This is a genomic window from Rhizobium sp. 01L419, from assembly GCF_056400025.1.
This window is the reverse complement of the sequence record NZ_JBFTSM010000029.1, coordinates 19,422-44,990: the sequence shown is the minus strand read 5'-3', so window position 1 is coordinate 44,990 and position 25,569 is coordinate 19,422. Positions and strand designations below refer to the sequence as shown.

The window sequence follows — 25,569 nt, the reverse complement described above, 5'->3', positions numbered from 1 at the left end:
ACCAGCAGTTATAGAGATTATATTTTTCTAGCATCCGTCGAATTCGGGGGGCGTATTAAGCCGAATTGCCCATTTTTGGGGCGATCCAAATTAAAATTGTCTAAAAAATAGTTACAACGCCCGGCTTTATCTATTCAAGCCGTGCGCGTAGAACGTCATATAAGTTAAATTCTCGAATAAAATTAGGATGTAGAAATCCCCTGCCGCCGAATTCGTAGAGAACTCCATAGCATCGTAGTATTAGCATAAAGAATTTGCTAATCATTATGACCGCGGTCACAGACAAGCACATTGCGCTGCACCAGACTTCATTAGGTTCTAACCGGAAACTTTTGGAGTCGGTCGATGACTTGGGAAGCACAGAGTATTGAAGTTCGTGAACCCTGGCCGAACGTTGAGCAGTCCGGGCCGAATAACGATCGCCGCATAGTAACGCGGCCTCATGTGGTCGGCAGAGCATCCAAGCGGGCGGTTGATATCGTGATGGCAGGCACCGCTCTTGTCCTGCTTTCGCCTCTGATGCTGATCGTAGCACTCATCGTAAAGTTGAGCGGCCGGGGGCCGGTCTTCTATTCGCATACGCGCATTGGATATGGGGGGGCGGCCTTCGGCTGTCTCAAGTTCCGCACCATGAAGACCGATGCCGCCGCCCAGCTCGCCGACTTGCTGCGCGCCAGTCCGGCTGCGCGGGCAGAGTGGGAAACGACGCGGAAGCTGAAGAACGATCCGCGCATCACCGCCGTCGGCGAGATTCTGAGGAAGTCCAGCATCGATGAGCTTCCGCAACTCATCAATATCCTGCGTGGCGAAATGAGCGTTGTAGGCCCGCGGCCGGTGACGGCTGAAGAACTCGCCCGCTACGGCGAGCATGTCACGAGCTACATGGCCGCAAGACCAGGCCTGACCGGACAGTGGCAAACCAGCGGCCGAAACGATGTCAGCTACGAGTATCGTGTCGCGCTCGATGTCCAATATGTCCGCGACTGGTCGCTGACACGCGATTTCATCATCATCGCCAAGACCGTTCCCGCCCTGTTTTCGCAGCGCGGCTGCTACTAGTCCAAAACGGCGTATGGCCCGCCTGGGCCAAACGCACCTGCTGGATCTCAACAAAGAAGACCCTCTCGCCCTTGGATCAGGACACTATGAACTCAAATCACGTCTTCAGCAGCGTCTCCCCGATATCTTTGCCGGCCACCGCCAGCGGCAATTCGTCGCTGACGCTGCGGGACATGTCCTTTTTCGTCAGGATGCGCTGGCCGTGGATCGTGTTTACCACACTGGTCTTCCTGGCACTGGCCGCCGGCTACCTCTTCATTGCCAAGCCGACCTACGTGGCCAGTACCCAGCTCATGGTCTTTCCGCAGGTAAACGGCTCGGACGCTCAAAGGGCCTTCGCCGAAGATGCCTTCATCGATGCTCAGCTTGAAATAGCGAAGTCCAGCGACGTTCTTGGCGGCGCCACCAGTGCGCTCAACCTCGCCAACGATCCGGTCTTCTCCAATCAGACCATTTCCCTGCAGGACAAGGTCAAGGACTGGCTAACGGGCAACCTCGCCGGCACCACCCAGTCCGAGCCTGCACCGGGCGATGCAGCCTCGGGCGGTGCCCAGTCCGTTGCAGCAAGCCAAGAAGCGCGGCGGACCGACCGTGCGATCGCGCGGCTGCGCAATATTGTCGCAATGCGCCGCATTGGCCAGTCGACGATCCTCGAGATCTCCGCATCCGCTCCCAACCCGCAGAAAGCGGTCGAGATCGCCGACGCAGTCGCCCAGCAGTACATCAGCAAGAACGTCCAGATGAAGGCAGCTGCTGCCCAGCAGTACAGCGAATGGCTGGAGCAGTTCGTCGATGAGCAGCAGCGCGGCCTTGCCGAAGCCGCCAGCGCCCTTGCCACCTTCAAGGCAAATCCGCGTGACCAGTTCAAGCTTGCAGAGTTGCAGAGCGCGACCGATGCCCGCCGCACGCTCTTTGAAAACACCCTCACGCAATATACCGAGGCCAAGCAGCGCATCTCCTATCCGGTTTCAGACGCCACCATCGTTTCGCGCGCCACCTCACCACTCGCCAAGGCACAGCCGAACAATTCGCTGATCCTCGCCTTCGCGCTGGTGGTCGGCGCCGGTTCCGGCCTCGGCCTTGCCATGATCCGCCATGTCAGCGACCGGCGCATCATGCGCACGCAGCAGCTCTCGCAGGCGGCTGGCCTGTCTTTCGTCACGCCGCTGGGACGTGCAAAGCGGACCGGTCGTGCTGCGACGCTGCCTGCTGCCACCGATAATGGCACCGTCGCCTATCCGCTGATCCCCGGAATGGCTGAACTTGGTGCGACTGTCACCGGCTTCCGCCGCAGACGGCGCGTGGTGATCGGTATCGTAGCCGTCAACCCTGGCGGCGGCGCATCCACCATCGCCTGTGAGCTCGCCGTTCTCTCGGCAATATCAGGCTCGCGTACCCTGTTGATCGATGCTGCGGCGACAAAATCTTCCCTGAGCAAGTCCATTGCGCCGAACAGCTCAGCGGGCCTGATCGACGTGCTTGACAATATCGAGGCGATCCGCACCGCCACCCTGTCGCTGACGCCGACGCTGAAGTTCCTGCCGCTCGGCAAAGTCCGCGCAGTGACTCCCGCCATCCGCCTGAGCTCGCGTCGCACCCAGCTCAACTTCAATGACCTGAAGAAGGAGTACGACGCCGTTTTCGTCGATATCTCCGCCTTCACCTCGTCGCCGGACGCCAACGCGATCGCTCCAGAGCTGGACGGCGTCCTCGTCGTAACCTCTTACGGTCGCACGTCGATTGACGAGACCGTTCGCGTCGTCGACAGCATGCGCAATGTCGGCGCAGAAATCCTCGGCGCGATTGTCAACAACACACCATCGAGTGCTCGGATATGATGGTTGCGATCCCACAGGCATTGAAGCTGAAAATCGCCGTCGGCATTGCCTCGGCGGGCCGGCCGGCAACGCTTCTGGAGACAGTAACCTATATCGATAGCCTCAAGCCTCATCCGGAGCGCATCATCGTCTGTGTTCCCAACCTGGATGACGCTGCCGGGCTCGCCAACCGAAAGGGCGTGGAATTGATGGTCGGGGCCCGCGGCCTGACCTGCCAGCGCAACCGGATCATCGAGGCCGCAAGCGCGGACATGGACGTGCTGATCTTCCTCGACGACGACTTCATTCCCGCGCCAGGCTTCATTCCGCGCGTGGCAACCGTCTTCGCCGACAATCCGGATGTGGTCATCGCGACCGGCGACGTGCTTGCCGACGGCATTCTCGGCAAGGGGCTGACCCAGTCTGAAGCCATACATGTCATCAAGACTGCAGGCGAAAGAGGCGAGCAGGTGACCGAAGTCTATAACGCCTACGGGTGCAACATGGCAGTTCGGCTGGCGCCAGTCGTTGACCACGGGCTCACCTTCGATGAGAACCTGCCGCTCTACGGCTGGCTCGAAGACGTCGATTTCAGCCGGTCCATCACCCGCTATGGACGGTCGGTGCATATTTCGGGCGCCTGCGGCGTCCATCTCGGCGTCAAGTCCGGACGCCAGCCCGGCAAGAGGCTCGGCTATTCACAAGTGGCAAATCCCGTGCATCTGATGCGCAAGGGCACCATGTCCTGGACCCGTGCGCTGACGCAGATCGGCCGCAATATCCTGGCGAACGCCCGCGGCGCCCTCTTCAATGACCGCGCAGTCGACCGCCGTGGCCGGCTGAACGGCAATTTCCTGGCTTTGTCCGATCTTCTGATGGGACGTGCATCTCCCATGCGCATTCTCGAACTCGGCCAATCCTCAAATCGCGAGATGTCTTCGCCATCCATCGCGGCAAAACGGAGGTAACAGGCGCTATGCGGCCCATGTCTTTCCTTGATCGTCTTCCATTCGTTGGCCTTGCCGCCGTCTTCACCTGCGCGCTGGGATGGAGCGCTGCCCATGCCGACAGCTATACGCTTGTCCCGGAGGACAGGATAAAGCTGCGGGTCGTGGAATGGCGTTCCGCCGATTCCAAATATGCGAGCTGGGAAGCTCTCGATGGAGCCTACAGCGTCGATGACGCAGGCAATCTCTCGATCCCGATCGCCGGTCAGATCAGGGCATCCGGCCAGACGACCGAGCAGCTTTCGGATGCCATTTCAGACGCACTGGCCGACAAGGCCGACCTTCCCGGAAGGCCTTTCATCGCTGTCGAAATTGACCAGCATGCGCCGATCTTCGTCAACGGCAGCATCGAGCGGCCGGGACGCTATCCCTTCGAGGCCAATATGACCGTCATCAAAGCCGTCAGCATTGCAGGCGGTTACATGCGGTCGCGCGACGACAACAGCTACTTTCAGCGAGACCGCATCCAGTCGGCCGGCGACTACCGCTCGGCCCTCCTGAATCGCCGCGATCTCCTGATGCGTGCCGCGCGCCTGCGCGCCGAGATCGCCGGTCAGTCCGATTTCGACATTCCTGCCGAGATCGTCGGTGTGCCCGATATCGACAAGCTCAAGGCGGAGGAACTGAACCTGATGCGCCTGCGGGCTGTCGAATCCAATAGCCAGATCGAGGCAGCAGACGATCTGAGCCGGCTTTATACGCAGGAAATCCAGTCGCTCGAAGCCAAGATCGTCTCCCAGAAGCGGCAGATCGATCTCGCGCAGCAGGAACTCAACAACGTCAACAACCTCGTCAGCAAGGGCCTGACCAGCAATACCCGCCAATATTCGGTCGACCGCGGTCTGGCTGAAACACAGAGCGAACTGCTGGACCTCGAAATCGCGCTGACAAAATCCCGCCAGGGTCTGAACGAGAGCCAGCGCGAAAAGGCGACCATCATCAACAAGCGAAACGCCGAAAACCAGCAGGAGCTGAATACCCTCAGCCTCGCCATCAACAAGGCGGGCATCGACATGCAGGTGGCGCAACTCCTCGGCGATCAGGCCGGATACAGCGCCGAACTCGCCCGCATGGGTGCGGAATCAACGCTCCTCGGCACGACGAAGAAGAACTTCAAGATCGTTCGCCGCAACGAGGACGGCAGCTACAGCAATATCGTCGCAGACGAAAACACCGCCCTGTTGCCGCATGACATCATCGAGATCGGCGTTCAGGCAGCTGCCGATACGTCGGCTGCCGCATCGCAGACGCAGCAGCCGGCCGCCGCCCTCATTCCCAATGTCGCCCGAACCGATGCACCCCGTCCGAACTGGGTATCGCAGGCGGGATCGAACTAGAGCAATTCGGCAAAAGTGTACGGCGATTTTGCGTCCGGTATTGCGTGAAAACAAAGAGATAGAGCATTTCCGCGACTCGGAGAAAATGGAAATGCTCCAGGAGACCACGGTAGGAATATGCCTGTTAGCGTCGGGGTTGAGTTCATGTCTGCATTTGCCGTCTTTTCGTGCCGCACGCAGGGCCTGCGTGGCGTAACCGCAGAGAATCTTCGATCCGGTTCGGAGGTTGCAGCATGACAATTGAACCGATCGGCTTCCTCGTCTTCCTGCTCGGCCTGGCGCTCGTCTATTATGGATCCCGCTTTGCGATCACTGCGCTCTGCATCTCCACGCTGCTCGGTGCAGCCGCAGCCTTCCAGCTTCCCGCACTCGGCGGCAGCAGCATTCAGCCGAGCCACCTCCTGCTGCTCTTCGTCACGATCGGTGTGCTATTACGTCCGCGCCAAAAACAGGCGGCCCTGACGAGCATGGCTTATCCCGGCCCTGGCTTCTGGTTTGCGGCCTATGTTTTGTTTTCCGCCATATCGGCCTTTTTCCTGCCGCGCATTTTCGCCGGCGCGACGCTGGTTTACTCCTCCGCACGCAGCAGTTCTGGCTTGATGTCGATCATGGCATCGCCGCTGGCGCCGGGTTCCTCGAATCTCACGCAGTCCGTCTACCTGCTCGGCGACCTCGTCTGCTTCGCCATCGTCTGCGGCCTTGCCCGGTTGGGGCATGGACGCTTCATCGCCCGCCAACTCATCGTCACGGCGCTCGTCTGCCTGGGTTTTGCCCTGCTCGATATTGCAACGTTCACGATAGGCCAGCCCGACCTGCTCGATTTCATGCGCAACGCTAACTATACGATGCACACAGCGGAGGTGATCGGCGGATTCAAACGCATCGTCGGCTCCTTCCCGGAAGCAAGCGCCTATGGCGCCGCGGCTTTGGTGTTTTTCAGCTTCACGCTCATCCTCTGGCTTGAGCGCTTCCCGAGCCGCTTCACCGGCTTTGCAACGGTATCGATCGGTCTGACCCTGATCCTCTGCACCTCGACGACTGCTTATGTCGCCGGCCTCTTCATGATCTGCGTCGCGATCCTGTTCAGTCTCAAGCGTCTTTTGAGCGGCCAGGCGACACGTCCCTATGCGACCTTCCTCTTGATCACTCTGCTCATGGTGCCCTGCGTGATCATGGCTGTCGCCCTGATCCCAAGCGTCTGGGACGCCGTCGGCGATTTGGCGAACATCACCCTGGCCAACAAGCTCGAATCGCAATCCGGCGAGGAGCGCACCGCCTGGAACACACTGGCGCTCATCTCTTTCGTAGAGACGGCCACCTTCGGGGCGGGCCTCGGCACTGTTCGCGCATCGAGTTTCGCAGCCGCACTTTTGTCCAACGTCGGCATCACCGGCACAATTCTCTTCGTGCTCTTCCTCTACAGCCTCCTGACGGCTGCTGCTCGCAGCAAGCTGGTGAGCCGTGAAAACCGGGCGATTGGCATGGCCGCCGTTTTCGCCTCGGTCGCGCAGATCGCCTCGGCGACGATTTCCGGAAGCAGTACCGACCTCGGCCTGCTTTTCAGTATTACGGCCGGGCTTGCAAGCGGTTGCTTGACCGTGCCCTACGCGCAACCGAACCGCATGACCCGTCTGCAGAGGACACCGGCATCTCTGATGAGCACGCCGGTATTTTCATCGCGATGAAGTGTGGGGCAGAAAAAATGCCGGTGATGTCAGCTTTGCCGCTGCTTGCTCGGCACGGGCGCCGGATCGGCGATCGCACTATCCTTGGACGGCTTGCGACTGCGGCGCCAGAAGCCGGCCACGAAGACGCCCGTCACGTAGCAGACTTGCATCAGCATGAGGATGCCGAGACCGTAAAGTGCTGCTTCAAGCAGCGAGGCACTTTGATGGGCCACGATACCGAAACCAAGAGCGATGACGATCGCGAAAATGGCGAAGGCCCAGGCGCGAATGGCCGCTCCGGCTGCGAGCGAAATCAGTATCACAATGATCGTGCCGTTCAGCATTGCGATGTCTTATCCCTTTCTATCGTCCCACATGCGCCCCGTGCCGATCTTCACATTACAGGGACAAATCCACAACACCTACGTTTTGGTAGTGGAGCGATAGTAATGGTTAATTTTCTCACAATCCGCCGCGATCAAAACGCCGGTGAGACGCCATTGGTTCCCCGCCGGATGCGCGATTTCCTGATCGCAACAAGTACAGGACAGCACCTCGACAAAGAAAAACTTGCAACAGAATCAATAAAGACACTTCCCGGCGAAGAACTACGAGAAGGATTGTACCATGAGTAATCAGTGCGTGGCCTACGTTACGGATGTCGAATATTCCTTTCCGACTATTCTTTCAGCGCTGCAGGCTCGAAAGTTTGCAAGTCCTGAGACCGATATCTGTGTCCTCATATCGGAGCATCTCGACAATTTCGAGGAGTTGAAGAGCCTGCTGGCCCTGAGCGGCGTCAAGCTGATGGACGCAACGGAAGCGCTACACGAATCCCTCGGCGCGCTCGATGGTTCGCATTTCATGGGCCGCATCAGCGTCAGCACCATGGCCAAGCTCGTGCTCGCCCAGATCCTGCCTGAGAATTATACCCAGATCATCTATCTGGATGGCGACACGCAGATCGTCAGCAGCCTTGCCGATCTTGAAAATGCATTCGCGCCCCCTGGAAAGTTCTTCGCAGCGCGCGATTACACCTCCATCCACGGCCTGCTGCTGAACGGCAAGGACAGCAGTTACTTCAATGCCGGCGTTTTGAAATTCCACCGAGACGGCTGGATCGGTCCGGAAGCGCTGCAGCTCTTTGCCACGAACCCGGACGCTTGCGACGGCAAGCACGATCAGGGCGCGTTGAACTATGTCTGCGGCTCCTCGCTCATCCTGGTATCGAACCGCTGGAACTTCCCCAAGCAGTTCCTGCATCTGGTAGACATGTCCTCGCTCGCCATCGTCCACTATATGGCGCACCCCAAACCCTGGCACGGCACGTTCTTCCCGTGGAGCGATACCGAAAGCCAAGTCTACATCGATTTGCGCAGGACGCACCCTGCCTACAACGCGCTCTACCGGGGCATCAGCTTCGACCGCAAGGTGGTCTACAAGTATCGCTCGATGCGCGAGCGCATGAGACATGCCCTGCAGAACGAGACGCCCAATCCGCGTGTCCAGACGCTGCTCGCCGGCGACTATGTCGTCTGACGAAGTCGGTCCGATCCCTGCAGGCAGAGCCGGTCCTTAAGGCCGGCGCGAATGTTCAGGAGCAGAAATGAGCGCTTTGACGACCAGCATCTCGCACTATGCCAAGGCTCGGCTGCGCCGTTCGTTGAAGGCCGGCCAGGTCGGCTATGGCGGGCTGCGCGACAGCTTGAAGCAGGCCCGCCATGTCCTGGTCTGCGTGATCCGCGACGAAGGACACCGGATGGAGTTCTTCCTGCAATATTATCGCGATCTCGGCGTCGAGCACTTCATCTGCATCGACAACGGTTCGGGCGACGGGACCGTCGAACGCCTGTCCGGCATGGAGGATGTTTCGCTGCTCTCGGCCACCGGTTCCTACAAGGCGGCACGCTTTGGCAATGACTGGATCAACGCGGTCATGAACCGCCATTGCCAGGAAAAATGGGTTCTCTATGTCGATGCGGATGAGTTTCTCGTCTATCCGCATTGCGACACGCGCTCGATCAGCCAGCTGACCGCCTATATGGAATCCGTCGGCGCCCGCTCGCTGCGCTCCGTCATGATCGACATGTACAGCCGCGATCCCGTCAGCGAAAATATCTGCGAGCCCGGCCGCAACCCGCTCGACGTATGCAGCCTCTTCGACTGCTCAGGCTATGAATCGCATTTCGACAAGAACAGCCGCACCATCTGGATCAAGGGCGGCGTGCGCGGCCGTGTCTATTTCCGCGGCCGCACCTGGGATGGCCCAGCACTCAACAAGATCCCGTTGATCTACGTATCCGGCGAGCGCCTTTATCTCAAATCCTCGCATCAGGTCTGGCCGCTCTCCCTCAATCTCGGCGAAATGCGCGGTGCCGTGGGCATCACCAGTGCCCTCCTGCACTTCAAGTTTCTGTCGAGCTTCCTTCACAAGGTCGCCGATCCCGCCAACCGTTCGGAGCATACTGCCGAATACACGATGTACTCTTCTCCCGAAGATGCCCGCAACTTCGTCTATACCGGCACCGGCACCTATCGCCACTGGAAGGATCTCTCCGACAACGGCCTTATACAGGGCGAGGGCTGGCAACTCTGGCACAGCGCATCCGATGCCGAGGTACAGCAGAAGAGCTCGCCCGCTCCTGAGAAAGCGTCTTCTCCGGCGCAAAGAGGGGCCATCATCTCGGGCGATGCAACACCTTCGCGCTGATGCTTCGGAGGACAACCAATAAACGGAAGCATACCGTAAACGCCTGTATTAACATCCGCGTTTACGGTAACTTACTTCCCCACACGATCATGCGGCCTATGGTACCATTCTGGTGAAACCAGGAAGCGATTATGCTGAGACGCATTCTCCTCGCAGGGCTCTGCGTACTTGCAGGCTGCGGCCATCCTACCGGGGTAATGACCCCTGTCGCTCTCACAGCCGGCACGCCGAAGACATCGCAGGTGGACATGCTGGTGGCCACCACACGCCAGCCGTCCGGCGACGCTGCGACGCTTTTCAATGGCGAGCGCAGTCCCAAGCCCTACCTGACGGACATTGCCATTTCCATTCCGCCGAAACGTGCGGCCGGCACCGTTCAATGGCCCGAACGGCTGCCACCGAACCCGGCGACCGATTTCGCTGTCACGCGGGTCGAGCAACTCGAGACGCGGACGGAGGGACGCGCCTGGTTCAAGCAGCATCTCGTGGACGGTCACGCGCTCGTCTTCGTGCATGGCTTCAACAATACATACGAGGATTCCGTATTCCGGCTGGCCCAGATCGTCCATGACAGCGGCATGAAGGCCACGCCGGTCCTCTTCACCTGGCCTTCGCGTGCACAGCTGACAGCCTATGAGTATGACAAGGAAAGCACGAACTATTCGCGCACCGCACTCGAACAGGCCCTGCGGATCCTCGCGCAGGATCCGAGCGTCAAGGATATCACCATCCTTGCCCATTCCATGGGAACCTGGCTTGCAATGGAATCCCTGCGCCAGATGGGCATTCGCGACGGACATGTGAATCCCAAGATCCGCGACGTCATTCTTGCCTCGCCTGACATCGACATACAGGTCTTCGCCAAGCAGTTCGTGGAAATGGGCACGCCACATCCGAAATTCACGATCTTCGTGTCGCAGGATGATCGGGCTCTGGCGGTATCGAGCTTCATCACCGGCAAAGTTTCACGGCTCGGCGCAATCGACCCATCCAAGGAGCCCTATCGCAGCAGGCTGGAAGAGGCCGGCATTACCGCCATCGATCTGACAAAGGTCGACACCGGCGACAAGCTCAACCATGGCAAGTTTGCCGAAAGCCCCGAGATCGTCCAGCTGATCGGCCAACGGTTGATGACCGGTCAGCCGCTGACGGATTCCAATATCACCCTCGGCGAAGGCGTCGCCGCCGTTGTCGGCGGCACAGTTCAAACAGTGGGCAAGGTCGCCGGTACCGCCGTCGCCGCCCCGCTGGCAATCGCCCAACGTCCGCCGGTCGCTGCAAAGCCGGTGGAGGTCGAGGATACATTGCGCGGCGATCCGCAATCCAAACCGCTGACACAGTAACGGCGTGATTTACGCAGCCGTTACATCTCGCAACAGCGGCATTTACGGTAACGTACTTCCGCAAATAGCCTCAAAGTAGAAGTCTCTCCCGGTCGAATGGCGACGATCCAGTTGTGGCAGGCTCTGCCCTGCCCAACACCAGGGAGAGCGTAATGTTGAACGACCGTGCGAAGGGGAAGATGTGATGGCCACCAGCTTCTCCAGGAGACTTCTTTCGGCAACCGCGGCAGTCGCAATGAGCCTCGCCGCAGCTCCCCTCGTTTCGATGGCCTACGCACAAGAGGCAGCCCCTACCGCACCGGCAGCGCCAGCTTCTCCCGAAACACCCGACAAGCCGAACATCCTCGTCATCTTCGGCGACGACGTCGGCCAGACCAATATCAGCGCCTATTCCTTCGGCGTCACGGGTTACCGCACGCCCAACATAGACCGTATCGCCAAGGAAGGACTGATGTTCACGGATTATTATGCCGAGAACAGCTGCACGGCGGGCCGCTCTACCTTCATCACCGGCCAGGTCTGCCTGCGCACCGGGCTTTGCAAGGTCGGGATTCCCGGCGCGACAGTCGGCCTGCAGTCGCGAGACATTACCATTGCCCAGGCTCTTAAGCCGCTCGGTTATACGACGGGCCAGTTCGGCAAGAACCATCTCGGCGACCGCGACGAATTCCTGCCGATCAAGCACGGTTTCGACGAGTTCTACGGCAACCTTTATCACCTGAATGCCGAAGAAGAGCCGGAACGTCCCTATTATCCGAAGGACGATCAGGAATTCGTGCGCACGAATTCGCCGCGCGGCGTTTTGAAAGCGACGGCAGACGGCAAGATCGAGGATACCGGCGCACTCAACACGAAACGCATGGAAACCATCGACGACGAGACGACCGCAGCGGCGATCGATTTCATGGACAGGCAGGCCAAGGCGGGCAAACCCTTCTTCACCTGGATGAATACCACCCGCATGCATGCCTTCACGCATGTGCGTGAATCGATGCAGGGCCAGAGCGGCATGCCCGGCAACGAATATGCGGATGGCATGATCGAGCACGACGGCGATGTCGGCAAGCTCTTGAAAGCCCTCGACGATCTCGGCATCGCCGACAACACGATCGTGGTATACACGACCGACAACGGCCCCAACCAATGGTCCTGGCCCGATGCCGCCACTACGGCGTTCCGCAGCGAGAAGGATACCAACTGGGAAGGTGCGTTCCGTGTCCCCGCCCTGGTTCGCTGGCCAGGACACATCAAGCCCGGCGAAGTATCCAACCAGATGATGTCCGGCCTGGACTGGTTCCCGACGCTGCTTGCGGCGGCCGGCAATCCCGACATCAAGGACAAGCTCGCGAAAGGCACGACGATCGGCGGCAACCAGTTCAAGGTCCATCTCGACGGCTATAACCAGTTGCCATATCTGACGGGTCAGGAACAGAAATCGGACCGCCACGATTTCTACTACTTCAACGATGAAGGACAGCTCGTCGCCTATCGCTACAACGACTGGAAGATCGTCTTCTGCGAACAGCGGGAGCCAGGCGGCTTCGTGGTATGGGCCAACCCCTTCGTTTGCCTGCGCGCACCAAAGGTCTTCAATCTCAGGATGGATCCGTACGAGCGCGCGGATGTCGTCTCCGACCAGTATTACGACTGGCTGGCCAAGAACGCCTACCTCATTCAGTACGGTGTCTGGCGGGTAGCGCCGTTCCTCCAGACTTTTCGCGAATTCCCCCGAGCCAGCGCTCAGCAAGCTTCAGCGTCGACCAGATGGTCGAGGCGCTGATGCGGTCGCTCGAGCAAAGCCCAAGTGGCGCCCAATAGCGCCACCTGTCGAAAGATCACAGGCGCGGCGAATCCTATCGCGCCTGCAATTCGAACTCCGCGGAGCGCACATGACGGCACGTGACGATATTCTCGATCTCGGCAAGCGCATCGGCCAATCGATCATCGGTCAGGAGACGATGGTCGAGCGTTTGCTGCTCGGGCTCCTTGCCAATGGCCATCTGCTGGTCGAGGGCCTGCCGGGCCTCGCCAAGACGCGCGCAATCAAGAGCCTGGCGAAAAACCTCGATTCAGAGCTTTCTCGCGTCCAGTTCACCCCGGACCTGCTGCCCGCCGATATCACGGGATCGGAGGTTTACTTCTCCGAAGGCGGCAAGGGCGAGTTCAAGTTCCAGCAGGGACCGATCTTCGCCAATCTCATCCTCGCCGACGAGATCAACCGCGCGCCCGCCAAGGTGCAATCGGCCCTGCTGGAGGCAATGGAGGAACGGCAGGTCACCGTCGGCGGCAAAAGCTATCCGCTGCCTGATCTCTTCATGGTCATGGCGACGCAAAACCCGATCGAGCAGGAAGGCACTTATCCCCTGCCGGAAGCGCAGCTCGACCGTTTCCTCATGCATGTCGAGGTCGGCTATCCGGACGAACAATCGGAAGCCGCGATCATGCGGCTCAACCGAGACGAGGAGAACGCCGCCCACAACAAGGGCTCCGCGCCAGCCACCGAGCGCCTGAACCCGCAGGCCGTCTTCGACGCCCGCACGGAAATCGGCGCGGTGACGGTCTCCGAACCGGTCGAGAAATATATCGTCGCTCTCGTCTTCGCGACGCGTTATCCGGATCGTTACGACAAGGATCTGGCGAAGCTCCTGCAGGTCGGCGTCAGCCCGCGTGGCGTCATCGGCCTCGACAAGGTTTCGCGCGCCTATGCATGGCTGAAGGGCCGCGATTATGTGACCCCTGACGACGTGAAGGCCATCGTCAACGATGTCTTCCGCCACCGCCTCATCCTCTCCTACGAGGCGCATGCGGCCGATACGAGCGCCAATCAGGTGATCGACCGCATCACCGAACTGGTTGCGGTTTCATGAGTGCGGCGGCCAAAAGCAGCGATGGTGTTCATGTCACGACGGAACAGCTCGTCGCTCTCGAGGGCCGCGCCCGCAACCTGACCTTTATCCAGAAGGCGAAAAGCCACCAGCAGCTTGCCGGCCGCATGCAATCGGCGCTGCGCGGCCGCGGCCTGATCTTCGAGGAATTGCGGGAATATCTGCCGGGTGACGATATCCGCTCCATCGATTGGCGCGTGACGGCCCGCACGAACAAACCGGTCGTGCGCATTTATGGCGAGGAGAAGGAGCGGCCGGCGATCCTCGTGGTCGACCAGCGGATCAACATGTTCTTCGGCAGCCGTCGCGCCATGAAATCCGTCACCGCCGCCGAGGCCGCCATACTCTGCGCCTGGCGCATTCTCGGCTCGGGCGATCGGGTCGGCGGCTTCATCTTTGGCGATGGCGACATCGAAGAGGTCAAGCCATATCGCAGCCGCAACGCCGTCATCGCGCTTGCCGACAGGATCGCCTCCAAGAACCAGACCCTGAATTCGCGGTTCACCGACATACCCTCCCCCGCCTCTCTGGACACGGTACTGCAGCGCGTGGCCGCAATCGCCCATCACGATCACCTTGTCGTCGTCATCAGCGATTTTGATGGGCATGGGGAAACGACGCGCAATCTGATGCTGGCGCTCTCGGCCCGCAACGACGTGATCTGCCTGCTGATCTACGACCCTTTCCTTTTGGAGCTTCCCAAAGCCGCCAATATCGTTGTGAGCGGCGGCGGATTGCAGGCGGAACTGTCCCTGAGCGAGGCAGGCGTCCGCAAATCCATCGATACTTTTGCCCGCAACCGCGGCCGCGAATTGATGGCCTGGCAGCGCGAACTCGGCCTTCCCATGCTGCCTGTCTCTACGGCAGAGGAGACTGCTCCACAGCTTCGCCGCCTGCTCGAACAATCCACCTGGCGGCAACGGAGGCGATGATGGAGCCGAAAATTCAGCTCGATCCCATCACCGAGACGGCGCTACGCTCTTTGCATGACATCGCGGTTCCGCCGCCAGTGTCCTGGCTGCCGCAAACCTGGGGCTGGGCAGCACTCGCCACTTTGCTCGGCATCCTGTTGCTCTCAGCTTTGCTTGTCTGGCTGAGACGATATCGCCGCAATGCCTACCGGCGGGAAGCGCTGCGATTGCTTGACGGCATCGCGGCAGACATCCGCAACCCGATCTATCGCGAAAAGGGCGTCCACGAACTGACGGAACTGCTGAAGCGCACTGCGCTCGCGGCATCACCAAGGAGCGATGTCGCATCCCTTACCGGTCACGCATGGGCACGGCGTCTGAACAGCCGCGGAGCGGATAATGCATTTAGCCGCCTCCTCGATGATCTCGAATATCGCGATGACGCCGCCATTGCGGCACTTCCTGATGATGTTGCCGACCAGCTCGTCCTCAAATCGAGACGGTGGATCAGGGGGCACCATGTACCAGCTTGAGCATGCATGGCTGCTTCTACTGCTTCCGCTCCCCCTGCTGGTCTGGTGGCTGCTGCCGGCGCACAGGGAAACGTCGGCATCGATCCGCCTGCCCTTTTTCGATCAAGTGGCTCATGCGGCAGGGGTTCAGCCGACGGAAGGTTCCGTAGTGCCAAAACGGACATGGCATCAGAGCCTTGCCGAAGGTCTTGCCTGGTGCTTCGTCGTTCTCGCGCTTGCCCGGCCGCAATTCGTCGAGCCGCCGCTCGAAAAGGTGGAACCGCAACGTGATATCCTGCTGGCCCTCGACCTGTCGCAATCCATGGAAACGCGTGATTTTCCATTGCCTGACGGCAGTCTGGGAGCGCGCGTCGACGCCGTGCGAACCGTGGTCGCCGATTTCGTGACGAAACGACCCAGTGACCGGCTTGGTCTGATCGCCTTCGGCGATGCGCCCTACCCGCTGGCACCTTTCACCATGGATCACGACCTCGTCCGACTGATGATCAACGGACTGCTGCCCGGCATCGCAGGTCCGCGAACATCGCTTGGAGATTCGATCGGCCTGGCGCTCAGAATGTTCGAAAAGACAACCGCCCCCGAAAAGGTGCTGATCCTGCTCACCGACGGCAACGATACGGCCAGCAAGATGCCGCCGTTGAAGGCGGCAGAGATCGCCGGAAAGAATGACATCGTCATCCATGCAATCGGCATCGGTGACCCGGCCGCCATGGGCGAGGACAAGCTGGATACAAGGACACTCCAGAAGATCGCCGCCGATACCGGCGGCCGCTATTTCTTCGGCGGTGACCAGAGCCAGCTCGCGACCATATACGACGTTCTCGACCAGATCACGCCGGAAGACCAGAAAATGCTGTCCTGGCGTCCGCGTATCGAACTGTTCCATTGGCCGCTCGGCGCGGCGATCGTCATTCTCGCCCTCTATTATTTCCTCGCGGGCTCTCTCGGTCTGATCCGCCGGAGGGCAGCGGCATGATCACCGACCTGCACTTTCTGCGGCCATGGTGGTTACTCGCCCTGCTCGTTCCGCTCGTTATTCTCTGGTTTGCGGCCCGCTCGGACGATATTCGCGACCGCTGGAAGGGCATGATCGCGCCGCATCTGCTCGACAAGCTGATCGTCGAGGCAAACCGCCACGGCCGGATCAATCCATCATGGCTGCTCGCCGGCCTGCTGGCTTTGGGCACTATTGCCGCAGCAGGCCCGGCATGGCAGCACGAGGCACCCCCCTTTGTCGAGGATACAGCGCCCCTTGTCATCGCCATCGATCTTTCGCCGACCATGGATGCGATCGATATCAGCCCCAGCCGCATCGAACGCGCAAAACTCAAGATCCGGGATATCCTGACAGCGCGGCCCGGAGCAAAAACCGCAATCGTCGCCTATGCCGGCACCGCCCATCTCGTCGTGCCGCTGACGGAAGATGCATCCCTTATAGAAAGCTATTCGGATGCGCTGGCGACACGCATCATGCCAGAGCCCGGCAAGAACACGTCAGGCGCGCTTGCACTTTCGAACAGCCTCTTCAAGACGGAGGGGATGGTCGGCACGATCCTTTTCCTGACGGATGGTATCGAACCGGCCGGGCTCGACGCACTGAAGGCCACGAATGCCAACGGGGTGGTTATTCTCGGTATCGGCACCGCCGAGGGTGGGCCGGTCAAGACGGCCGACGGCAATTTCCTGACCAATGCCGGCGGCGGGCGCCTCCTGCCTAAACTCGATGTCGAGGCCCTGAAGCAGGTGAAGTCGGCAACCGGGGCCGATGTCGCCACGATCACCAATGACGATACCGACGTCCGCTGGATCATCCAGCGCATCAGCACGAATTTTGCGGATGCAGAAACCTCAGAAGGCAATCGTTGGCGCGATGCCGGCTGGTGGCTGGTCGCTCCGGTCGCCTTGCTGCTTGCTCTCTCCTTCCGGCGCGGCTGGGTGGTCAAGGTCGGCGCCATGCTTCTCGCCATCCGGCTGCTGACGCCGTCCCCGGCCGAGGCGGCTGACTTCATGGATCTATGGCTGACGCCGGATCAGCAAGGGCGACTGGCTTTTGAACGGGCCGACTTCGAGGGGGCCGGCGGCCATTTCCAGGATCCCATGTGGAAGGGCGTAGCGCTTTACAGGACCGGGCATTTTGAGGATGCGCTTGATGCCTTCGCTGCCGTCGATACGGCTGAAAGCTGGTACAATCAGGGAAACACCCTCCTGCATCTCGGCAAGTTCGAGGAAGCTGTCGCGGCCTATCGGAAAGCAACCGAAAGACGGAAGGACTGGCCGGAGGCTCAAGCCGATCTCGTGATCGCCGAAAGGCTTTTGAAGGAGCAGCAGGAGAAAGAACAGGAGCAACCGCAGGAGCCGAATGAAAAGCCCGACAGCGTCCAGTTCGACGACAAGGGAAAGCAAGGCAAGGAAGGGCAGATCAGCATTGCCGAGCAGACCTCGGAAATGTGGATGAAGAATATCCAGGTCAGCCCGGCCGACCTGATGGCGCGCAAATTCGCGATGGAAGCGAAAGGGGGCAAACCATGATCCGGTCAGCCCTGTTGCTTTGGCTGTTCATCTTGGGAAACGCATTGGCTGCCGAACCATTCGCCCGCGCGGCAATCGAGGGGAACGGTGACATCGTGCCGGGGCAACAGCTGCGCCTGACGGTCGATGTCTTTGTGCCGGACTTCTTCATCTCGCCGCCGCAGTTTCCCCTATTCGCCGTTCCGAATGCCATGGTCACCCTGCCGGACGAGCGCGGCTTCAATCTGACCCAGACAATCGACGGCGTGCAATATTCCGGCATCCGCCGCAGCTATGCGGTCGTGCCGGAAGCGTCTGGCCCCTATACCCTGCCGGATATCCCGATCGAACTCGGCTATTCGGTGGGAGGAAAGCCGACAAAGGCAACCATCACCATCCCAGGCATTTCGTTCAAAGTTGGCGGCAGCTCCCTTCCCGGCCAGCCAGTATTTGCCGCCGATGGCTTGACGATCGAACAATCCTTCGATCGCGACCCGTCCAAGCTGAAGGCAGGCGATGCGCTTTCCCGCATCATCGCCATCACGGCCCTGGACACACAGGCGATGATGATCCCGCCGGTTGAGCTCGGCCACGCATCCGGCCTGCAGCAATATGTGAAGCCGCCGAAGATCGAGGACGGCATAGACATCAACAGGGAAACGGCCAGCCGGCGCACCGAAACCATCGTCTATACCGCCGCCGCTGCCGGGACATTCGACATACCGGCGGTTTCCTATCCCTGGTTTGACGTGGACAGCAAAGCGGAAAAAACAGCAGCACTTCCTGACGTGAAAGTTTCGGTCAGTCCCGCATCCGTTAAAGAGGCAATCGCGCCGCAGCTCTCGGAAGAAGCGGGCAGCTCATCGCGCCAGGGCAGCATCTGGCTCATCGCCGCAATCGCCACGGCACTTGCGGCCGCCGTTTTCATTGTCCGCTGGCTCGCACCCCGGTTTGCGGCATGGCGCTCGAAACGCCGGGATCTCTGGCACAATTCCCATTCCTACAGGCTTCGCCAAATAACGCAGACCATCGAGGCCGGAAACGAAACCGCCGTCTATGCGGCTCTACAGGCTTGGGCCTCAGAGCTCGGATACCGAACCATCGCTGATTGGCTGGCAAAGGAGGGTTCCCCCGTCCTCAAACAGCAGGCCGATATTTTGGAACGCAAGCTCTTTGGAGCACAGGTGGGGCTGAAGGTAGACCGGGCGGCAATCGCAGCAGCCCTTGCCCGGCATGGCCCTGTGATCGACGAGAAAAAGCGATCGAGCCTGCCGCCCCTCAATCCGGTCGCGGCTGACGGAACAGACCCTGCCTGACAGCGCTGCACCCGGCCTCTATTTTCGGAAACAGGCCTATTTCGGAAACAGGAATGTCATGCCCGCGCGAAAGGCCCAACCTTCGGCACCGTTATCGGGCGCATCGGCCCAGTAGCGAACGCCGGCGGAAAGGCTGACCGGCTGCTGTCCAAATTTCAGGAGTTTCGAAGCCTGCAGATTGATCGGCACGGACCACTGGTTGGCTTCCCAGTCATAGGTGCTTTCCGTGTTGAGCGTGAAGGTCCAGGCATCTTTCGTGGTATAGGAGAGGAAAGGCTGCAGGAAGGTCGAGCTTACATCCGCTCTGTCGCTCTGGCCCGCAAAGGACCAGATGTGATTGGCAAGGATGCCATAGGTCCAGGGACCGTCCTGCTTGAGCAGCACGGCCGTCGGCCCTGCACCCCATTTGCCGCTGCCCAGTAATTCGTCCGTCGCCGTCGGAAGAAGAAAGACCGGGCCGACACCCCAGATGAGTCCACCAGGTCCAGGCTGCTTGGGGGAGAAGAAGAAGCTCTGCGTGATATCGCCGATGCCGAACTGATGACCGGAGGAGCCAGCAATATCATTCTGCCAGATCACCGGAAGAATGGTGCGCGATATGACGTTCCAGTCTTCGTTGATCGAAAACGGAATGACAGGCTGGATATTGAGCGTCTCGCGATTGCCGTCCTCCGGGCCGAAACCGCGGTCGTAATTGAACTGGAAGGGAACGCTGATCAGCGAGGCGACCGGATTGCTGAGCTTCTTGGCAAGATCGCTGTTGGAGTCCTGCGCGGCTGCGGCGTCGATCATGCCGAAGAGCCCTGGCAAAAGCGCCAGCAGGCAAGACGCGAACCTGAACCGGCTCATCATATCCCTCCGATACCCGTGAGACACGAGAAGACAGAGGCTCGACCTGGCAAACAAGTACGTTACGGTAAATTTACGCCCACCGTTACGCAGCACTCGAATGCGTTTACCGTAACGTACTTCCGTCTCCTTCGCTTACGCGCGAAGCTCCCAGCCGACACTCCGGAGACGACGATGGCACTGGCATTCGAAGACGCACATGCCTCGAACGCGGCCCCTGAAGGCATGATCTGGATTCCTGGCCGGACCTTTACGATGGGATCGAACGATCACTATCCGGAGGAGGCGCCTGCCCATCCCGTGAAGGTCGATGGCTTCTGGATCGATGAGATCCCGGTCACGAACCGCAGGTTCACGGAATTCGTCAAGGCGACCGGCTATGTCACCTTCGCTGAAAAGACGCCAGATCCCAAGGATTACCCCGGCGCCAAACCCGAGATGTTGCGTGCGGGATCGCTGCTCTTCTTCCAGCCGAAGACCGTCAGCGGGCCTGACATCACGCAGTGGTGGACCTTCAAATTCGGTGCGAACTGGCGCCGGCCGCTCGGCGGATTGAGCGATCTGCGAGGCAAGCTCGACCATCCCGTCGTGCACGTGGCCTGGTGCGATGCCAAGGCCTATGCGGATTGGGCGGGCCTTGAGCTGCCGACCGAAGCGGAATGGGAGCTTGCGGCCTGCGGTGGCCTCGACGATGCGGAATTTGCCTGGGGTAACGAACTGATGCCCGGCGGCGCTCCCATGGCTAACACTTGGCAGGGTACTTTCCCGGTGAAGTCCACGAAACCGAAAGGCCACGAACGGACCTCTCCCGTACGCAGCTTCCCGCCGAACGGCTACGGCCTCTACGACATGATCGGCAATGTCTGGGAATGGACTACGGATTACTGGTCCGATCGCCACCCCGAACCATCGGCAAAGGCCTGCTGCATTCCGGATAATCCGCGCGGCGGCGGCGTGGAGACAAGTTACGACCCTCGCCAGCCCAATATCCGTATTCCGCGCCGTGTGCTGAAGGGCGGCTCTCATCTTTGCGCACCGAACTACTGCCGCCGCTATCGCCCGGCCGCCCGCCATGCCGAGCCGGAGGATACCTCGACGAGCCATCTCGGTTTCCGCTGCATCAGGAGAGCACCAGCGTTCCAAGAGCCCGCGTCCCAGGAGCCCACGTCGCAGGAGAATGTTCATGAGACGATCCACTCAAGCCATTGATGCCTGCCTCGCCTCCCTCGCCGTCGCACTCATTCTTCTGATCGCGGCCGTATGGAGCCCGGCCCTCGCGCAGGAACCCCTGCCCTCATGGAACGATACGACTGCCAAAACCCGCATCATGGATTTCGTCAAGGCAACCGTCACCGAAGGCGGAGAGGGCTATGTCGCGCCGGCCGACCGCATCGCCGTTTTCGACAATGACGGCACGCTCTGGTCCGAGCAACCCTTCTATGCCCAGCTCGGCTTTATCCTCGATCGGGTCAAGACGCTCGCGCCGCAGCATCCCGAATGGAAGACCAGGGAACCCTTCAAGAGCGTTCTCGATGGCGACCTGAAAGGCATCGCCAAGGGCGGCGAGAAGGGCATGGTGGAACTCATGATGGCAACGCATGCCGGCATGACCACCGACGAATTCAGCAAGATCGTCACCGACTGGTTCGCCTCATCAAAACATCCGAAGACCGGCAAGCCCTATACCGAGATGACCTACCTGCCGATGCGCGAACTGCTGGACTATCTGCGCGCCAACGGCTTCCGGACCTATATCGTCTCGGGCGGCGGCGTAGAGTTTATGCGTCCGGTGACGGAACAGATCTACGGCATCCCACCCGAACAGGTCGTCGGCAGCACGATTGCAACGGAATACGATCTTGTCGGCGACGTTCCGGTTCTCAGACGGCTGCCGAAAATCGATTTCATCGACGACGGCCCCGGCAAGCCCGTCGGCATCAACAAGTTCATCGGCCTCAGGCCGATCTTCGTCGCCGGCAATTCGGATGGCGACTACGAAATGATGCGCTGGACGACAGCGGCCAAAGGTCCAGGCTTCGCGATGCTGGTCCATCATACGGATGCCGAGCGCGAATATGCCTATGATCGGGATTCGGCCTTCGGAAAGCTGGACAAGGCGCTCAACGAGGCCGAGCGCCGCAATTGGCTGGTGGTCGACATGAAAAACGACTGGAAAAAGATCTTCGCCTTCGAACAGTGAAGAAGCACTCGCGCGATTGCCGCGAGCGCCCTCACACAATCTCAGAAATGAAAGACGACGCCCAGGATCGGGCCATGCTCGACGATATCGTTGGTCAAGGTATCGTTACTATAGTTCACGCCGAGAGCACGATAGCCGGCAACGGCGGAAATGGCGTCGTTCCATTTGTAGCCGATTGCCGCCATGACATCCCAGTCGAGATCGGCACCGCCGGCGCCGATCAGACCCCACCCGGTCAGATAGACCGAAGGCGTAATAGAATACATCCCTCTGACACCGGCCATGGCATCGACCCAGGTGGCATCGTCAGTGCCCGACACGCCGCCCAGCGGGCCGCCGGAAAAGGAGATCGTCGTTTCGGTATACCAGATCTTCACGCCGCCGATCACATCGAGGCGACCCTGGGGCTCGTCAATCACCGAGTAACCCGCACCGATCATCGCCGTGAAGGTTTCCGTTTTGAGGTCGACCTCGTCGGCGAATACGCCGCGCGGCGTGGCCGAGTCCGTTGTTATGCGGGCATAGATAATATCGGTCACGATGCTGAAACGGTCATAACGGGCATCGCCCGCTGCCATGAAGCCGAAATCGATATCCGAGAGAATATCGCCGAAACTCTCGTCGACATGAACCTCCGGAAGGCCGAAAACGCCGGTGTCGCCCGTGATCCCGGCTGCCCAGAAATAGGGCGATATCGAAAAGGTCCATTTATCGGGATCTGCAGGCCTCGGCTGCGGAGCGAGAACGGGAGCAATATCCGCAGCCTGCACGACTGCGGGAGCGGCCAGAACGACCGCGGAAAGCAATAGCATGGTGGTTCGCATCCAATATCTCTCTGATGACCCACAAAGTTAAATTGCCCCTGTAACGATAGGATACATCTCCGGCTTTAGACGGAAGTACGTTACGGTAAACCGCACCGTAAATGATGCCGTAAACGGGCCTATCGTTTTCGGAATTTGCGCCGCCTTTGCCATGGAAGCCGAGAGGAAAGGCGCTTCGAATTTTCTCATCCCACCAGCCGACCGGTTTATTGACGAACTCTGCAGACAGCAGGAGCGAGCATCTAGTCCCATCTATGGGCTCACAGCTCCGGTCACGTCGTTGAATGCGAACACGGCCCCAGCCTTGGTAAGGCCATCCTGGATCTCTGCGGACAGCACCGGCTGCAAGCGTCTTGCCTCCAGCTTGCGCCTCAAGGTGCGCTCGAAATCCGGATCCCGGCCCCGCACATCGGCAAGCCGCTGTTTTGCCTGATCGGACCCAAGCTGACCGAGTGCTGCCGCCCGCAAGGCACGCACGACGAAGTCGGTGCAATTGACCTGTTCGGCAAGCAGAGAAGCCTCCGACCACTCGCCGCGACGATAGGCATCCAGGGCAAGAACAAGCATGGCGTCGCGCGGTACGATATCCACGGCCCGTCCCGCATCCTGCGCCATGGCGACGCCGGCTTCGAAGTAACCGGCTGAAAACAGCACCGAGGCAAGCTTTGCCGCCGCATCCGGATTGCTCGGATTGAGCGAGATCGCCCGATTTCCGGCCTGCAGGGCCGCATCGATGCGCCCGTCGGCGAATTGCGTCATCATCAGCGCCACATAGGCACGATCGGACATGGGGGCGATCGAAACCGCGCGGTTCGCCAGATCAAGAGCGCGGGCACGCACCACGGCATCTCCGGCCCCTGTTTCCTCCGCGATAAGGACACGAGCAAGCAGCGCTTTGGCGTCGGAATTATTCGGATCGACGACGAGCGTCCGCTCGAGGCAGGAACGCACTGCGGTCATATTGTCCGATCCGCCATCATCGACCTGATATTCGGCGCGCAGCACGCAGGCGTTTCCGAGCGACTCGGTACTGCTGGCATGCGTTTCAATATTGTTGATCGCCCCACGCGCCGCGCCAAAGCGGCGAGCAAGAACATCGACGATCTCCTGGCGGATCGCTGCCGGACTCTTTCCGTCGATGGCGATCGTTTCGAGCCCCGATTTCAGGACGTCGCTGGACTGGCTGTCGACGATCTGCCACCAGACGCTCCTGATATCGCCGTCGCCGTAGTATTTCATGTCGATTTCATAGGCCCGCCCTGCAACTTTCTGGGTTCGCACGCCGGCGTAACCAGCCTTCGCCACCGTCAGCGTCTGGAACTGGGTCAGCGCCGTCAGCAGCATGTCGCGCGTCTGGCTGGCCTCTCCTTGCATCCTGGTGTCAACCGCGTCCATGGAAAGAGCGACCGAAGGGCGTACTGTCAGGGACGGCTTTGAAGCGTAGAAAACGACACCGGCAGCGATCGCCGCGCAGAGCAGCAGCGCCATTCCCGTATGGATCATCAGGAGCCAGGCAGAAGCGGAAGCGGAAGCGGAAGCGGGGCCCTCCGCAGCCGGGGAAACAGGAAGATCATCAGGCGTCTCGGGCAGATCGCTTTCCAGCGCCACCTCTTCCTCGTCATCCTCGTAGGGCACGTGCGAGCGAGGGAAAAGCGTCACATAAGTACCTTTGGGGATGTGGATCGTCACATCCCGCTCGGCACCGAAGGCTTCATAATAGTTCTCGACCGACGAACGCAGCCGGCTCACCTCGATGCGCACGATCGGATCGTTCGACGCATCGAAATTGCTCGCTCGCCCGAGAACATCAAGTGCGATGGAATAGGCTTTGACCCCCTCCTCACAGCCGGCGAAACGCCTTTCCGCAAGATATCTGAGAATGGCCCGTTGCCGTTCCGTGGCGTGGAATCTCGGATCGGACAGAATTCGTTCGAGTTCCGCCCTGGCCTCCGGCAACGATACTTCGCATGCCCTGGTCTCGACTACTTCAGCACCCATGATCGCCCCGTACGCGCTGATTAGGCTAAAGTATAACAGAGATGTTTATCGCCGAGACAGCAACAGGTTGCAACTGAAAATGCTAACAAAACCAGCGGACGATCGATTTTAACGCGAGTCTGCGCCTCAATCCGGCACGCTCGGGCGGTGCTCCAGGACATATTGGATGATGTCGGATTCGATTTCGGCACAGATGGTCTCGTACTCGACGACCATCGCACAATGCTCGTCCCCGGGCTGCCGCATGAGGCGTTCCAGGGCAAGGCACGCTTCCTCATAAGCCTCGAAGAGATCGTTAAGCGAGCGGGATTTCGATGCGAGAAGCTGCAGTCTGCCGCGCATTKCAGGCAATTTCAGCATGAGCCGCCACAGCCCGTGCTGTGCGGTTTCGGTAGTGTTGCTGTTAATGCCTCCTTTCCCACCCATGGAATTTCGGCCTCCTGCTGATCCAGCCGACTATGAAGTGACAGGTGGAAGATGGAAGTACGTTACCGTAAATGCGCAGTCGTTTACGTCTCTTCCCCGGCCTTTACGCCAGAGTTTACCGTAACGTACTCCCGCAGAGGCTCCTGCTGTGCTCATCCTTGTATCGTGGAGGAAGCGGC

General features: G+C 60.0%; 22 protein-coding genes and 1 pseudogene. 18 read left to right on the top strand and 5 right to left on the bottom strand.

Annotation, left to right across the window (positions count from 1 at the left end):
* Positions 1 to 345 precede the first annotated feature (345 nt).
* The 5 genes from AC1DUP_RS34395 to AC1DUP_RS34375 all read left to right on the top strand — a co-directional run bounded on the left by AC1DUP_RS34395 (position 346) and on the right by AC1DUP_RS34375 (position 6,905).
* Positions 346 to 1,059 carry a sugar transferase gene (locus tag AC1DUP_RS34395; protein WP_113299903.1) on the top strand — a complete coding sequence of 238 codons (714 nt, stop codon included), beginning with the start codon at positions 346 to 348 and terminating at the stop codon, positions 1,057 to 1,059.
* Positions 1,060 to 1,145: 86 nt separating this feature from the next.
* Complete coding sequence (locus AC1DUP_RS34390) at positions 1,146 to 2,897, top strand: Wzz/FepE/Etk N-terminal domain-containing protein (RefSeq protein WP_113311930.1); 1,752 nt, start codon at positions 1,146 to 1,148, stop codon at positions 2,895 to 2,897.
* Positions 2,894 to 3,844, top strand: a complete 951-nt coding sequence (locus AC1DUP_RS34385) for a glycosyltransferase family 2 protein (protein ID WP_477836986.1) — start codon at positions 2,894 to 2,896, stop codon at positions 3,842 to 3,844. The genes AC1DUP_RS34390 and AC1DUP_RS34385 overlap by 4 nt, the downstream gene beginning before the upstream one ends.
* Positions 3,845 to 3,852: 8 nt before the next feature.
* Positions 3,853 to 5,220, top strand: coding sequence for a polysaccharide biosynthesis/export family protein (locus AC1DUP_RS34380; protein WP_113299906.1), 1,368 nt, complete (start codon positions 3,853 to 3,855; stop codon positions 5,218 to 5,220).
* Between the two features lie 233 nt (positions 5,221 to 5,453).
* Positions 5,454 to 6,905, top strand: a complete 1,452-nt coding sequence (locus AC1DUP_RS34375) for a hypothetical protein (protein ID WP_113299907.1) — start codon at positions 5,454 to 5,456, stop codon at positions 6,903 to 6,905.
* Positions 6,906 to 6,934: 29 nt separating this feature from the next.
* Here AC1DUP_RS34375 and AC1DUP_RS34370 read toward each other — a convergent pair whose 3' ends face one another.
* Positions 6,935 to 7,231, bottom strand: a complete 297-nt coding sequence (locus tag AC1DUP_RS34370; RefSeq protein WP_477836984.1) for a hypothetical protein — start codon at positions 7,229 to 7,231, stop codon at positions 6,935 to 6,937.
* A gap of 105 nt (positions 7,232 to 7,336) precedes the next feature.
* On the opposite strand from AC1DUP_RS34370, the gene AC1DUP_RS34365 reads away from it, so the two are divergent.
* The 11 genes and pseudogenes from AC1DUP_RS34365 (at position 7,337) to AC1DUP_RS34315 (ending at position 19,093) form a co-directional block, all read left to right on the top strand.
* Positions 7,337 to 7,522: a hypothetical protein gene (locus AC1DUP_RS34365; protein WP_162747205.1), complete on the top strand. Its 186-nt coding sequence runs from the start codon at positions 7,337 to 7,339 to the stop codon at positions 7,520 to 7,522.
* Positions 7,515 to 8,426 carry a glycosyltransferase family 8 protein gene (locus AC1DUP_RS34360; RefSeq protein WP_477836982.1) on the top strand — a complete coding sequence of 304 codons (912 nt, stop codon included), beginning with the start codon at positions 7,515 to 7,517 and terminating at the stop codon, positions 8,424 to 8,426. The genes AC1DUP_RS34365 and AC1DUP_RS34360 overlap by 8 nt, the downstream gene beginning before the upstream one ends.
* A 67-nt stretch (positions 8,427 to 8,493) precedes the next feature.
* On the top strand, positions 8,494 to 9,597 hold the full coding sequence (locus tag AC1DUP_RS34355) for a glycosyltransferase family 2 protein (RefSeq protein ID WP_477836980.1): 1,104 nt from the start codon (positions 8,494 to 8,496) through the stop codon (positions 9,595 to 9,597).
* A gap of 131 nt (positions 9,598 to 9,728) precedes the next feature.
* Positions 9,729 to 10,940: an alpha/beta hydrolase gene (locus AC1DUP_RS34350; RefSeq protein ID WP_113299911.1), complete on the top strand. Its 1,212-nt coding sequence runs from the start codon at positions 9,729 to 9,731 to the stop codon at positions 10,938 to 10,940.
* 184 nt (positions 10,941 to 11,124) lie between these two features.
* Positions 11,125 to 12,758, top strand: a pseudogene (locus tag AC1DUP_RS34345) (arylsulfatase).
* A 71-nt stretch (positions 12,759 to 12,829) separates the two neighbouring features.
* Positions 12,830 to 13,807 carry an AAA family ATPase gene (locus AC1DUP_RS34340; RefSeq protein ID WP_113299913.1) on the top strand — a complete coding sequence of 326 codons (978 nt, stop codon included), beginning with the start codon at positions 12,830 to 12,832 and terminating at the stop codon, positions 13,805 to 13,807.
* Positions 13,804 to 14,757, top strand: a complete 954-nt coding sequence (locus tag AC1DUP_RS34335; RefSeq protein WP_477836977.1) for a DUF58 domain-containing protein — start codon at positions 13,804 to 13,806, stop codon at positions 14,755 to 14,757. The genes AC1DUP_RS34340 and AC1DUP_RS34335 overlap by 4 nt, the downstream gene beginning before the upstream one ends.
* The gene (locus AC1DUP_RS34330) at positions 14,757 to 15,269 is read left to right on the top strand and encodes a DUF4381 domain-containing protein (protein WP_477836975.1); all 513 of its coding nucleotides are present in this window, start codon (positions 14,757 to 14,759) and stop codon (positions 15,267 to 15,269) included. The genes AC1DUP_RS34335 and AC1DUP_RS34330 overlap by 1 nt, the downstream gene beginning before the upstream one ends.
* On the top strand, positions 15,256 to 16,245 hold the full coding sequence (locus AC1DUP_RS34325; protein ID WP_115034141.1) for a VWA domain-containing protein: 990 nt from the start codon (positions 15,256 to 15,258) through the stop codon (positions 16,243 to 16,245). The genes AC1DUP_RS34330 and AC1DUP_RS34325 overlap by 14 nt, the downstream gene beginning before the upstream one ends.
* Positions 16,242 to 17,798, top strand: a complete 1,557-nt coding sequence (locus AC1DUP_RS34320; RefSeq protein ID WP_477836973.1) for a VWA domain-containing protein — start codon at positions 16,242 to 16,244, stop codon at positions 17,796 to 17,798. Before AC1DUP_RS34325 ends, AC1DUP_RS34320 begins: the two co-directional genes overlap by 4 nt.
* Positions 17,795 to 19,093, top strand: a complete 1,299-nt coding sequence (locus AC1DUP_RS34315) for a hypothetical protein (RefSeq protein WP_477836971.1) — start codon at positions 17,795 to 17,797, stop codon at positions 19,091 to 19,093. The genes AC1DUP_RS34320 and AC1DUP_RS34315 overlap by 4 nt, the downstream gene beginning before the upstream one ends.
* Positions 19,094 to 19,129: 36 nt before the next feature.
* On the opposite strand, the gene AC1DUP_RS34310 is transcribed toward AC1DUP_RS34315, so the two are convergent.
* Positions 19,130 to 19,885, bottom strand: coding sequence for a transporter (locus AC1DUP_RS34310; protein WP_477836998.1), 756 nt, complete (start codon positions 19,883 to 19,885; stop codon positions 19,130 to 19,132).
* A 231-nt stretch (positions 19,886 to 20,116) separates the two neighbouring features.
* Between AC1DUP_RS34310 and AC1DUP_RS34305 the strand changes: the two genes are divergently transcribed.
* Together AC1DUP_RS34305 and AC1DUP_RS34300 are read left to right on the top strand one after the other, a co-directional pair.
* Positions 20,117 to 21,151: a formylglycine-generating enzyme family protein gene (locus AC1DUP_RS34305; protein WP_477836969.1), complete on the top strand. Its 1,035-nt coding sequence runs from the start codon at positions 20,117 to 20,119 to the stop codon at positions 21,149 to 21,151.
* On the top strand, positions 21,126 to 22,142 hold the full coding sequence (locus AC1DUP_RS34300) for an HAD family hydrolase (RefSeq protein ID WP_477836967.1): 1,017 nt from the start codon (positions 21,126 to 21,128) through the stop codon (positions 22,140 to 22,142). The genes AC1DUP_RS34305 and AC1DUP_RS34300 overlap by 26 nt, the downstream gene beginning before the upstream one ends.
* 41 nt (positions 22,143 to 22,183) lie before the next feature.
* Here AC1DUP_RS34300 and AC1DUP_RS34295 read toward each other — a convergent pair whose 3' ends face one another.
* The 3 genes from AC1DUP_RS34295 to AC1DUP_RS34285 form a co-directional block, all read right to left on the bottom strand.
* Complete coding sequence (locus AC1DUP_RS34295; RefSeq protein WP_113311916.1) at positions 22,184 to 22,966, bottom strand: DUF481 domain-containing protein; 783 nt, start codon at positions 22,964 to 22,966, stop codon at positions 22,184 to 22,186.
* Between the two features lie 252 nt (positions 22,967 to 23,218).
* Complete coding sequence (locus AC1DUP_RS34290) at positions 23,219 to 24,964, bottom strand: hypothetical protein (RefSeq protein WP_477836965.1); 1,746 nt, start codon at positions 24,962 to 24,964, stop codon at positions 23,219 to 23,221.
* A gap of 126 nt (positions 24,965 to 25,090) precedes the next feature.
* Positions 25,091 to 25,390 carry a hypothetical protein gene (locus AC1DUP_RS34285; RefSeq protein ID WP_477836963.1) on the bottom strand — a complete coding sequence of 100 codons (300 nt, stop codon included), beginning with the start codon at positions 25,388 to 25,390 and terminating at the stop codon, positions 25,091 to 25,093.
* Positions 25,391 to 25,569 lie beyond the last annotated feature (179 nt).